General features: G+C 34.9%; 8 protein-coding genes. 5 read left to right on the top strand and 3 right to left on the bottom strand.

Annotation, left to right across the window (positions count from 1 at the left end; all coding sequences use genetic code 11):
- Positions 1 to 180 precede the first annotated feature (180 nt).
- Complete coding sequence (gene dusB / locus C8C87_RS13925; RefSeq protein WP_121342999.1) at positions 181 to 1173, top strand: tRNA dihydrouridine synthase DusB; 993 nt, start codon at positions 181 to 183, stop codon at positions 1171 to 1173.
- 36 nt (positions 1174 to 1209) lie between these two features.
- Here the strand turns inward: dusB and C8C87_RS13920 are convergent, their stop codons facing one another.
- From C8C87_RS13920 to rbfA, 3 genes are all read right to left on the bottom strand, one after another.
- Positions 1210 to 2637: an MATE family efflux transporter gene (locus tag C8C87_RS13920; RefSeq protein WP_121342998.1), complete on the bottom strand. Its 1428-nt coding sequence runs from the start codon at positions 2635 to 2637 to the stop codon at positions 1210 to 1212.
- Positions 2638 to 2803: 166 nt separating this feature from the next.
- Entirely contained in the window at positions 2804 to 4003 is a 1200-nt protein-coding gene (locus C8C87_RS13915; protein WP_121342997.1) for an FtsX-like permease family protein, read from the bottom strand.
- Positions 4004 to 4006: 3 nt separating this feature from the next.
- Positions 4007 to 4399, bottom strand: coding sequence for a 30S ribosome-binding factor RbfA (rbfA, locus tag C8C87_RS13910; RefSeq protein WP_099714149.1), 393 nt, complete (start codon positions 4397 to 4399; stop codon positions 4007 to 4009).
- 241 nt (positions 4400 to 4640) lie between these two features.
- Between rbfA and C8C87_RS13905 the strand changes: the two genes are divergently transcribed.
- From C8C87_RS13905 to C8C87_RS13890, 4 genes are all read left to right on the top strand, one after another.
- Entirely contained in the window at positions 4641 to 7793 is a 3153-nt protein-coding gene (locus tag C8C87_RS13905) for an exodeoxyribonuclease V subunit beta (RefSeq protein ID WP_121342996.1), read from the top strand.
- A gap of 45 nt (positions 7794 to 7838) precedes the next feature.
- A complete protein-coding gene (gene kbl / locus C8C87_RS13900; protein ID WP_121342995.1) occupies positions 7839 to 9038 on the top strand; it encodes a glycine C-acetyltransferase in 1200 nt (399 codons plus the stop codon).
- Positions 9039 to 9165: 127 nt separating this feature from the next.
- Positions 9166 to 10599, top strand: a complete 1434-nt coding sequence (locus C8C87_RS13895; protein ID WP_121342994.1) for an OmpA family protein — start codon at positions 9166 to 9168, stop codon at positions 10597 to 10599.
- Positions 10600 to 10663: 64 nt separating this feature from the next.
- Positions 10664 to 13441: a PD-(D/E)XK nuclease family protein gene (locus tag C8C87_RS13890; RefSeq protein ID WP_121342993.1), complete on the top strand. Its 2778-nt coding sequence runs from the start codon at positions 10664 to 10666 to the stop codon at positions 13439 to 13441.
- Positions 13442 to 13469: the final 28 nt, after the last annotated feature.

Below are 13469 nucleotides of genomic sequence, written 5' to 3'. Positions count from 1 at the left end.
TTTTCACTGCTATCCCTCACGCAATCGCCAAACAGCGACAATTAATCTGCAAATATAAGCTAAATTCAACAGTTTCAAAGTCCCGAATTGGCAAACTAATCGGTTTAATACTAAGTCTTTCTTCTTTCTTCTTTTATCCTTTCATCTAAAAAACGTAATTTTGCACCAAAATAAATGAAGATGGTCAAGATTGGCAACATAATATTACCCGAATTCCCTTTACTTCTCGCACCTATGGAAGATGTGAGCGATCCGCCTTTCCGCAGATTGTGTAAAGCTCATGGTGCCGATTTGATGTATTCGGAATTTATTTCTTCCGAAGGATTAATTCGTGACGCTATCAAAAGCCGAATGAAATTAGACATCTTCGATTACGAACGACCAGTTGGAATCCAAATTTTTGGTGGTGACGAAGAAGCAATGGCCATGTCCTCCAAAATTGTTTCCGCAGTAAACCCAGATTTAATAGATATTAATTTTGGTTGTCCCGTTAAGAAAGTCGTTTGCAAAGGTGCCGGTGCCGGTGTTTTGAAAGATGTAGATTTAATGATTCGCTTGACTCAGGCTGTTATAGATAGTACCCACTTGCCGGTAACCGTAAAAACGCGTTTGGGTTGGGACGATAATTCCATTAATATTGATGAGGTTGCGGAGCGTTTGCAAGACATTGGCGTAGCCGCTTTAAGCATCCACGCCAGAACTCGTGCCCAAATGTATAAAGGTCATTCCGACTGGTCGCACATTGCCCGAGTAAAAAATAACCCAAGAATCACAATGCCAATTTTTGGAAACGGCGATATTGATTCTCCGGAAAAAGCATTACAATACAAAAATGAATATGGCATCGACGGAATCATGATTGGTCGTGCTGCTATTGGTTATCCTTGGATTTTTAATGAAATCAAACATTACTTCAAAACTGGAGAACATTTGCCAAAACCTACAGTTATTGATAGAGTGGAAGCTGTCAGAAATCACCTCACATGGGCAATGGAATGGAAAGGCGAAAGACTAGGAATTGTTGAAACGCGTCCTCATTACACCAATTATTTTAAAGGAATTCATTCTTTTAAACCTTACAAACAAAAATTAGTAACGCTGGATCGTCCTGAAGAATTATTTGCTGCTTTGGATGAGATTGAAGAAGCGTATGCAGGATATGAAGTTGTTTAAAATAAAAAAGGCCTAACAATTGTTAAGCCTTTTTTATTATACTTTGATGCGTTTCCACTTTCCTCTTTTGTAGAGAAAGATACTTGCCAAAGTAATTGCGGTTTCGGCAATAGGAATCGCTATAAAAACACCTGTTGGCCCCATTTTATAATATTTGGATAATAAATAAGCCAATGGAATTTGGAACAACCAGAATCCGAAAAAATTAATCATTGTTGGAGTCCAGGTATCACCGGCTCCATTGAATGTATTAATTAACACCATTCCTATTCCATAAAAAACATATCCCAAACACATGGTTTGTAATGCTTCAACGGCAATCTTTTGAATAATAAGATCATTTGTAAAAAATGAAATCAGGGAACTGGCAAAAAACAATGTGATAACTGTAATAATTGCCATAAAAATTACATTGTATTTTGCGGTCGTAAAAACGGATTTTTCGGCACGTTCAACTTTTTTGGCACCTAAGTTTTGACCCACCAAAGTTGCAGCAGCATTACTTAATCCCCAAGCAGGAAGAATAAAAAACATCATGATGCGTAATGCCGTTTGATATCCCGCCGAACCATGATCTCCACCCGTTGTAGCGACTAATTGAGCCAAAAATATCCAACTGCAGGAAGCAATTACAAATTGTAATACTCCAGGAGCAGCGATTTTTACCAATGCTTTTATTTGTTCCAAATCTGGAATGAAATAAGAAGGTATAATTTTCAATATTCCCCTGCCATTAAATAAATGATACAATTGGTACAAAACACCAATACTTCTACCTATAGTTGTTGCCATTGCGGCACCCATTAATCCAAAAGCAGGAATAGGTCCAAATCCATTGATTAATATGGGACATAAAATAATGTTGCAAATATTAGCCAACCAAAGACTTTTCATGGCAATGGCAGCATTTCCTGCACCACGGAATATTCCATTAATAAGAAATAAAAGCATGATGCATAAACTTCCGCCCATCATAATTCGAGTGAAGTTTAGCCCATATTCAGCAGCTTCAATAGAGGCTCCCATAAATAACAAAATATCTTTGGCATAAATAAAACCAAAAATGCTGATTATTGTGTTGATAACAAATGCAATAATGATGGCTTGCATTCCGGCTTTTGCAGCAGCAACAGGATCTTTTTCGCCAATTCGCCGAGCAACAACCGCAGTAGCGGCCATGCTAATTCCGATAGCAATAGAATAAACAATCGTGATTACTGATTCGGTTAAACCAACCGCTTGAATAGCATAACTGCTTTGCTCTAAATGACCGACAAAATATAAATCGACTAAAGCAAAAACGGATTCCATAAGCATTTCCAATACCATCGGAATCGCTAGGAGAATTACTCCTTTTTTGATGCTTCCAGACGTGTAATCAAAAGATTCATCTCCTTTGATAGCTTGTTTTAATGTTGTAAAAATTCGAGAAAATAAGTTTTTTTCTATTGTTGTTTCTGTCATGATAAATTAGGATTAATAAGATGGATAGTTCAGACGTATTAGCTGAACTTAAAAGTAAATAAAGTGACCCTAATTATTTTAGAAATAAAGAAGGACTAGACAGAAACTATCATAGCGTTTAGATTTTAAGAAAGGTAAATGTAAATATTCTTTTTAATTAAAAAAATTAATCCAATAACTTCTTGCTCACGCGACTACTCGCAATTAAGGAAGCAATAAAGCCTAGTGCAACGATAGTTCCCATGACGATTAGTACGTTTTCGAGAGAAAAAATCACAGGATACGCCAGTGTAGGAGTAATCATGACCAACTGAAAATATTCTTGTAACAACACAATAATAATTCCTAAAACCAAACCAATAATTCCGCCGAAAACACTCAATAAAGTGCCTTGAAGCAGGAATATTTTTCGTAAATCCTTGATTTCGGTTCCAAGATTAAAAAGGGTTTTTAGGTTTCCTTTTTTGTCTAAAATCATCATAATTAACGCGCCAATCAAGTTAAAAAGCGCCACAACAATCACCAAAGTAAAGATTAAATACACGGCTATATTCTCGGTATTCAACATTTTATAAAGCGATTCGTTGAGTTGTGCCCTGTTTTTTACGGTGATTTTATTGTTAAAAATAGTTTGAAGTTTTTCTGTAATTGCACTTTCGTCAGCATCGGTTTTTGTCTTGATTTCAATCCCGGAAACCTGATTGGTTTTGTATTCCAATAATTCCTGCGCTAAACCTAAATCAGCAAAAACATATTTGGAATCCAAATCTTCACTGATTGCATAAATCCCAACCGGAATTAGATCCGTTTTGTTAAAAGCTTCTTCCGGATTTTCGATAGCGCCTTTTCCTGGTTTTGGAACCAAAACTTCTAATTGACGATTAAAATCAAGCAATCCCATGGAGAATTTTTGGGAAATTCCGTAGCCCACAACCACTTGATACGTATTTGGTTTCAACCATTGTCCATTGAAAAGTTTTGTTTCTATGGCATTTACTTTACTGAAATTAGAATCAACACCTTTCAAGTAGGTAACTTCCTGTTTTCCGTCAAAAGTGAATAAAACACGCTCTTCAATAATTTTAGTATACGAAACTAAGCCATCAATTTTCTTGATTTGGCTTTCTTGATTTGGAGAAATCAAAAAGGATTTTCCCAGAGTGCTGCTTATTTTTAGGTCGGGATCAATCTCATTCGTAAACGAAAGACTAAAAACTTTCAACCCGCTAAAAACAGATAAAACCACAAACAAAGCCATTGCGCCAACAATAATTCCCATGCTGGCAATGCGATTGATTATATTGATAGCATTATTTTTACTATTGCTACGAATGTAGCGTTTGGCTATGTAAAGGGGAAAATTCAAATTTTATTGAAATCTGCGTTTGTCCAAAAGATCTCTGTTTTCTATAGGATTATCTCTATTTGCTAAAGCATTGTCAATTTTTTCTATATAATCTAAAGAGTCATCAATAAAGAAAACCAAATTTGGAACTTTTCTTAATTGCAAACGAACGCGTTGCGATAAATCATGCTTAATGTTTTTAGCATTGGACTTCACCGCCTCTAAAATCTCTTTTGCTTTGTCCTGAGGGAAAACGCTTAAATGCACTGTCGCTACTGATAAATCTGTAGTCACAGTAACCTTGGATACCGAAATGATTAAATTAGCCAATCCGTTTTTTCTCACTTCACCTTGCAGAATATCAACCAAATCTTTTTGGATAACCCCACCTATTTTTTTCTGTCTATTTGTTTCCATGCTGCAAAAATACTACTTTTAAGTTTTATCCCGAAGTTTCGGGACAAATTTTAAAAGTAACCTATTAATACGTGTGTTTTTAGAAGCTATTTCCTGCTGTTCACTATATCTTTTTATAAGTTGAAGAAAAATCACCTTATAAAAAGGATGCCGTTTCCATCAGGGCTAGGAGATATGAGAAATTAGGACGCTAATTCTAAATCAGAAATCTAAAATCGTTAATCAGAAATCTAAAATCTTAATGCAAAGACCTTCATTCTCCATATACGACGCATCGGCAGGCTCCGGAAAAACCTATGCGCTTGTCAAAGAATACCTAAAAATTATCCTTGTTGCGCCAAAAAATGATGCTTATCGCAACATTCTCGCCATTACGTTTACCAACAAAGCGGTTCACGAAATGAAAAGTAGAATCGTAGGCAGTCTTTCTGAATTTGCCAAAGACGAACCCAGCGAGAAAGCGCAGGATTTAATGCAGGATTTGGCCATAGATACAGAATTATCCATTATTCAAATCAAAACCAAATCACAGCAAATCATCAAGCATATTATTCATAATTATGCCGCTTTTGATATTTCGACCATTGATAAGTTTACGCATAAAGTGATTCGGGCTTTTGCGCATGATTTGAATTTGCCTATGACTTTTGAAGTCACATTAGATACTGAAAATTTATTAATAGAAGCCGTCGATGCTATTATTGCTCAAGCTGGAGAAGATGAAACATTAACCAAGCTGTTAATTGATTTCACGATGGAAAAAACCGATGATGATAAGTCTTGGGATATTTCTCGTGAAATTCTCGAAACCGGTCGGTTGGTTTTAAACGAAAATAACCGAAATGAAATCACCCATTTTCAAGATAAATCCATCACTGAATTTGTCGAAATAAAAAACAAACTTTCCGAAGCCTGCAAAGACTTAGAAAAGCAAACTATTATTTTTGCAGAAGAAGCGCTAACGTTAATTGATAAAAACGGAATTGATGTAAAATCTTTTTCCAGAGGAACTTTTCCAAATCATATTACTAGTATTCAACAAGGGAAATTCAATCCCAAGAATAAAACTTTTCATGAGTTTGATGATATTGCAATCAATAAAACGGCAAAAGATCGAGCGATTATTGAAAACCTTATTCCTGAATTTTTGCTAATTCTTACTAAAGTTTATACTGCTTTTGAAAAAATAAATTTCTATAAAGCGTTCCTGAAAAACATTACGCCTTTGTCATTGCTGAATACAGTGAGTAATGAATTAGCCAAAATTCAGGAAGAACAAAATGTACTTTCTATCTCGGAATTCAATGCGATTATTCATCGTGAGATTCAAAATCAGCCGGCTCCTTTTATATACGAACGATTGGGCGAGCGCTACCGTCATTTTTTTATTGATGAATTTCAGGATACTTCCGAAATGCAATGGCAAAACCTGATTCCGCTAATAGATAATGCGCTTTCGGGTCAGGATGATTTTGGAGTAAAAGGGACTTTGATGATTGTGGGCGACCCAAAACAATCCATTTACAGATGGCGTGGCGGGAAAGCAGAGCAGTTTATCGAGTTGAGTAAAGACCAAAATCCGTTCAATAACCCAGACAAAAGACTCGAACATTTAGATAAAAATTACCGCTCTTATTCGCAAATAATCGAATTCAACAATGATTTTTTCAAATTGATTTCGAACGAATTCGAACATTTGGATTATAAGGATTTGTATGAAAATCACAGTCATCAAAAAACGAATGATAAAACCGGTGGCTACGTAAATATTTCTTTTATTCCAAAAGTAGAAACTTCGGAAGATGACGAAGAAACTTTGGATAAAACCGATTTGTATGTTTTAGCGACATTAAATACGATTCAAAAAGTACTGCAACAAGGCTTTCAATACAAAGATATTGTGATTCTTACTCGGAAACGAAGTCAAGGAATTGCGATTGCGAATTATTTGACCGAGCAACGGATTCCACTTTTGTCTTCGGAAACTTTGATGATTCAAAATGCTACCGAAGTTCGATTAATTATTCATTTATTGAAATATTTGAAAAACAGTTCTGATTTAGAATCCAAAGCAAATTTTCTTCAATATTTAGCGCAAAACAGTCAGGATAAATTACCGATTCACGATTTTATTGCTCGAGGAATGGCGTTGTTTCAGGAAACTGATTTTGAAAATTGGTTGATGAGTTTCGATGTTTCGCTTTCGTTTCAAAACATTAGAAAAAAATCATTGTATGAAGCGGTGGAGACAATAATAGCAAAGTTCCTGAACCCAAAAGTTAGTAATGCCTACGTTCAATATTTCTTGGACATTGTTCTGGAACGAGACATTCGCAACCAAGCAGGGATTTCGGACTTCTTAAATTTCTGGGATAAAAATGCGGAGAAATTTAGTATTCCATCTCCGGAAGGGACTAATGCAGTTCGTATTATGACGATTCATAAATCGAAAGGATTGGAGTTTCCGGTTGTGATTTTTCCTTTTGCAGAAGAAGATTATAGTCTAAAGCCAAAAGATAAATTATGGCTCAACGCGGAGGAACAAGATTTTGGTTTGCCAAAAGTGTTGATTGACAATAGTAAAGCGGTAGAAGGGTTTGGAGTCGAAGCTGCGGAGGTTTATAATCAAAAAAAGCAGGAAGAATTATTAGATAACATCAATGTTTTATACGTTGCTTTGACAAGAGCTGAGGAGCAATTATATGTGATTTCGAATATGAATTTATCCAGTAAAGGCGAATTTCCAAAAAATAATATGTGTTCGTTTTTCATTAATTATTTGGGTAATAAAGGCGAATTTGCCGAAGATAAATTAGAATATGAATTTGGAAATCCAGCGAAATTATCTTCAGCAAAACAACACATCGACACTTCAAAAACGATTCCTTTGGTTTCTGAAATTCTAAATCCGAAGAATATAAAAATTGCACAGCGAGAAGCATTAATGTGGGGAACACATCAGCAGGAAGCTATAGAATATGGAAATGTAATTCATGAAATTCTGTCTTTTGTGAAAACTAAAAACGATGTTGATTTGGCAATTACAAAGTCTATTGAAAACGGATTGATAACTTTTGATCAAAAAGAAATAGTTTTTAATACGATTCAAGAAATTGTCAATCACAGTGAATTAGGAATTTGTTTTGCCGAAGGAAATGAAGTTTTGAATGAACAAACTATTATTCAAAAAGAAGGTAAAACCATTAAACCAGACCGAATGGTTTTAACTAAAAACAAAGAAGTTTTGTTGATAGATTATAAAACGGGAACACATAATGTGAAATACCAACAGCAATTGGAAAATTATCAAACGGCAATTGAGTTAATGGGTTATAAAGTGATAAAAAAAGCACTTATATATATAGGAAAAGAAATCGATGTAGTAAATTTGTAGCTTGAGATATTTATAAACATAAAACGAATTAATAAACACTAACTAATGTACGGAAAAATAAAAGAACATCTTCAAGCAGAATTACAGACTATTGAAGATAATGGAATTTTCAAAAAAGAAAGAATTATCACTTCGCCTCAAGGAGCAGAAATCACTATTTCTACAGGAGAAACTGTTCTGAATTTTTGTGCCAATAATTATCTTGGATTGTCATCGCATCCAGAAGTGATTCAGGCTGCAAAAGATGCTTTGGATACACATGGTTTCGGAATGTCATCGGTGCGTTTTATATGCGGAACTCAGGATATTCACAAAACATTGGAAAGAAAGATTTCTGAATTTTATGGTACTGAAGATACTATTCTTTACGCGGCAGCTTTTGATGCTAACGGCGGAGTTTTCGAACCTTTATTAGGGGAAAACGATGCGATAATTTCAGATAGTTTGAATCATGCTTCTATCATAGATGGTGTTCGTTTGTGTAAAGCAGCTCGTTATCGTTATGAAAATAGCAATATGGAAGATTTGGAGCAACAATTAATAAAGGCTTCAGAGGCTGGAACTCGTTTCAAATTAATTGTTACAGATGGTGTTTTCTCTATGGATGGCGTTGTGGCTCCTTTGGATAAAATCTGTGATTTAGCAGATAAATACGATGCGATGGTTATGGTAGATGAATGTCATGCTGCCGGATTCATTGGTGCAACCGGAAAAGGAACGCTCGAGGCAAAAGGTGTAATGGGTAGAGTAGATATTATTACCGGAACATTAGGCAAAGCACTTGGTGGCGCTATGGGTGGTTATACGACTGCCAAAAAAGAAATTATCGAAATATTGCGTCAACGTTCCAGACCTTATTTGTTTTCTAATTCTTTGGCACCAGCAATAGTTGGAGCTTCTATTAAAGTTTTTGAAATATTAGAGAGAGACACGGTTTTACGTGATAAGTTGGAATGGAATACTAATTATTTCAAAGAAGGAATGAAAAAAGCCGGTTTTGATATCATTGATGGGGATTCTGCTATAGTTCCGGTTATGTTATATGACGCAAAATTGTCACAAAAAATGGCAGATGAGCTTTTGAAAAAAGGGATTTATGTTATAGGTTTCTTTTTTCCGGTAGTTCCTAAAGATAAAGCAAGAATTAGAGTACAGTTATCTGCTGCACATACAAAAGAACATTTAGACAAGGCTATCAGTGCTTTTGTTGAAGTTGGGAGAATGCTAAATGTTATAGAATTTTGATTTGAAGTTATATAATTTCCACTTTTGACAGTTTTTATGGGTTTTTTTTAACATTTAGTTTTGTAGTTAAAAATTTACGCATTACTTTTGTTTATAATTAACTAAATTGTAATTAAAAAAATTAAGTATGAAACATCTTAACAAACTTTTAGTTGCTGTAATGATGGTGATGGGATTAAGTTCTCAAGCACAAGACAGTAACAATCCATGGGCAATCTCTTTTGGAGTTAATGCCGTTGACACTAAAGCTAGTGCTGGTGGAGGACATAATTGGCTAGATCAACATTTTTCTCAACCATTCGCAATTAAAGACAATTGGAATATTCTTCCTTCTGTGTCTTATTTAAGTGTGTCTAGATACGTAGGAGATAATTTCTCATTTGGACTTTCTGGTTCTGTGAACAAAATTGATAAATATGTGACGTTTGCTCCAACTGCAGCTGGTCATGATTCACGTGGATATGTAGTGACTAATCCTGGAGACTTAATGTACTATGGTGTTGATGCAACTATTAAATATAGTTTCATGAATTTGATTAGTTCTAAAGTTATTGATCCGTCTCTATCTGTTGGTGGAGGTTATACTTTCTTTGGTGATAGTAGTTTCGGAACTTTAAACCCAGGTGCTGGTTTAACTTTTTGGTTTACTGAAAATGTTGGTTTAGAACTTGCTACAAAATATAAAAAATCTTTTGGAGATAGACAAGATGCAGCTGGTGTTCCAGATGCTCCATCACATTTTCAACATTCAGCTGGACTTATCTTCAAATTCGGAGGTAAAGATACAGATGGTGATGGAATTTATGACAAAGATGATGCTTGTCCAGAAGTTGCTGGTTTAAAAGAATTCAACGGATGTCCTGATACTGATGGAGATGGAATTCAAGATAGTGCTGATGCTTGTCCAGAAGTTGCTGGTTTAGCTGCATTGAACGGATGTCCTGATACAGATGGAGATGGAATTGCTGATAAAGATGATGCTTGTCCAGAAGTTGCTGGTTTAGCTGCATTGAAAGGTTGTCCTGATACTGACGGAGACGGAGTAGCTGATAAAGATGACAAATGTCCAACTGTTGCAGGTCCAAAAGAAAACGCAGGTTGTCCTTGGCCAGATACTGATGGAGATGGTGTTTTAGACAAAGATGATAAATGTCCAGACGTAAGAGGTACTGTTGCTAATCAAGGTTGTCCAGAAGTTTCTGAAGAAGTTATGAAAACTTTAAATAACTATGGTAAAATTATCTTGTTTGATTCTGGTAAAGCTACTTTCCAAAAAGGAACTTACACAGTTTTACAATCAATCACTTCAATCTTAAAAGAATATCCTTATTCAAGATTCATGATCGAAGGTCACTGTGATAGTGATGGTAGTAATGAACTTAACCAAACTTTATCTGAGAACAGAGCTGCTGCAGTTAAAAATTATTTAATTGAAAACGGAATTGCTGCTGATAGACTTAGATCTACAGGTTTCGGAGAAACTAAACCAATTGCAACTAACAAAACTGCAAAAGGAAAAGCAATGAACAGAAGAGTTGAAATATCTTTGATTAAAGAATAATTTCTTCTAAAATATTTATAGAAAACGCCTCGATTTATCGAGGCGTTTTTTTTATTTTTATAGAATGACAAATACTTCTTTTTTAGATAAAATAGCCGCAGTTTTAATTGAAAATTACTCAGGCAATCTTTCCAATACGATTGTTGTTTTGCCAAACAAACGAGCTAAAATATTCCTGATTGAAGCGCTAAAAAATCAGGTTACCACAAATATACTTTCTCCTGAAATTATAAGTATTGAAGATTTTGTTCAAAATATTGCAGGTATTCGCACCATAGATCCCATTGAACTATTATTTGAATTCTACGAAGTCTATTTATCCATTACCGATAAAGCAAACCAACAAACGTTTGAATTGTTTGCCAATTGGGCGAAAACACTGCTACAAGATTTTAATGAAATTGACCGCTATTTATTAGAACCATCACATGTTCTTTCGTATTTGAAAGATATCGAGGATATTAAAAAATGGGGAATTGAAGTCGAAAATAAAACGGTATTATTAGAGAAATATATCGATTTTTGGAAATTACTACCCAATTACTATCAATCCCTTTATACTCATTTACTGAATAAAGGAATCGGATATCAGGGATTAATTTATCGTGAAGCGGTAAACAATTTAAACCATTTTTCGAATTCTGTACAAAGTAAACAATTCCTGTTTGCCGGTTTTAATGCATTAAATGCAGCCGAAGAAAAAATAATCCAGCACCTTATCGCTTCTGATCAGGCCAAAATATATTGGGACGTAGACCAAACATTTCTCAATGATCCGTATCACGATGCAGGTCTGTTTGTGCGACGTTTCAAAGAAAGTTGGAAACATTATAAATTACATCCGTTTGAATGGATTGTAAATGATTTTTCGCAGACTAAAAATATTCAGGTTATTGGAACGCCAAAAACAATTGGTCAGGCCAAAATAGCCGGAAGTATTATTGAGAATGTCATTAATAAATCCCGAAGCCTCGGGACTGACGGGAAGTTGGATAAAGTGGCTGTGGTTTTAGGCGAGGAAAATCTTCTGGTGCCGCTTTTATATTCGTTACCGTCAAGCGTTGGAGCTTTGAATATCACGATGGGGTATTCAAGCAAGAACAATCCAGCCCAGATTTTGATAGCCAAATTATTCAAAATGCACACGAATGCGTTGTCCAGAAATGCTAAAAGCTATGTCTTGTATTACAAAGATGTATTGGGTATTTTGACACACCCATTGGTGGAACCGTATGCGAAAACCAGTGCGCTTGTCCATACCATCAATCAAAATAATTATACTTTTATTACGCATCATAAATTGATGGAATTGAATGTAATTCCAAGCGAGTTGTTTCTCTTGTTATTCCAAAAATGGGAAAATGGTTCGATTCCGGTATTAGAGACTATTTCTAAATTATTGCAAACCATAAAAGAAAATTTAAGTAACGACAACGAAGAAGAAAAAATCACTAAGGCTTTTGTTTTTGCTATTTTCAAAGTCATCAATAAACTGATTAATTACTATTCCAAGCACGAACATATCGATAAAATAGAAACGCTTTATGCCATTTACAAACAAGTAATTGATTTGGCTGAAGTTTCTTTTGAAGGAGAACCGTTGAACGGCTTACAGATTATGGGAGTACTGGAAAGTCGTGTTTTGGATTTTGACACCGTTATTGTCACTTCGATGAATGAAGGAAAATTTCCTGCGGGGAAATCACAAAATTCGTTTATTCCGTATGATGTGAAACGCGAATTGGGTTTACCTACATTCAAAGAAAAAGATGCCATTTATACCTATCATTTTTATCATTTGTTGCAACGTGCCAAAAATATTTATTTACTGTATAATACTGAAAGTGAAGGTTTAGATGCGGGTGAAAAAAGTCGATTCATAACCCAACTCGAAGTCGAAAAGCAAAAAAATCATACATTGACACACGAAATTTATAATGCTGTTTTACCCGAAACAGCATATCAACCGATGGTGATTCCAAAATCGGAAAGTGTGATGTTGCGATTGAAAGAAATTGCAGAAAAAGGGTTTTCTCCATCGGCATTGACGAGTTATATCCGAAATCCGATTCAGTTTTATTTCCAGAAGATTTTACGCATCAGCGAAGTCGAAGAAGTCGAGGAAAATATTGCCTTGAATACGTTGGGAACCATTATCCACGAAACTTTGAAAGTTTTATATGAACCTTTCATTTGCAAATTTATTTCAGAAAGTGATATTTTAAATTGTTTCAAACAAATTGACGCTGAGGTTTTGAAACAGTTCAAATTGGTTTACAAAGAAGGCGAAATCAAAAAAGGAAGAAATTTATTAGCGTTTGAAGTAGCTAAACGAAATGTTTCGAATTTCCTGAAAGTGGAATTGGAAAGTATTAAGAACGGCGACGCAATAAAAATTTTAGCGTTAGAACAAACTTTCGAGCGACCATTACATCATCCTAATTTGCCTTTTCTGGTATTGATAAAAGGAAATGTGGACCGAATTGAAGAGCGCAACGGAATTATTCGAATCATCGATTATAAAACCGGAAAAGTAGAAAAAGCAAGCGTCACTTTGAAATCTTGGAAAGGATTAACTGAAGACATTAAAAGCGATAAAATCATTCAGGTGCTCGCGTATGCTTATATGTATGAACATGAGGCAAAAGGAAAGCCAATTGAAGCAGGAATTATTTCTTTTAAGAATTTAAAGGCAGGTTTTCTTCCGTTTAATTTTAAAGAAGACAAAGAAACAAATTCAATTATAAATGAAGAAATTTTGAGTAATTATTTAGAACAAATGGTTCTTTTATTGAGCGAAATTTTAGACGAGAGTATTCCTTTTGAAGAGAAAATAATTTAAATAGAATTCACAATTAGAAAATTAGCCA

The sequence above is a fragment of the Flavobacterium sp. 120 genome, assembly GCF_003633605.1.
Classification (GTDB): Bacteria; Bacteroidota; Bacteroidia; order Flavobacteriales; family Flavobacteriaceae; genus Flavobacterium; species Flavobacterium algoritolerans.
Note: the sequence above shows the minus strand (reverse complement) of the source record. Positions and strands in the feature narration are given on the sequence as shown.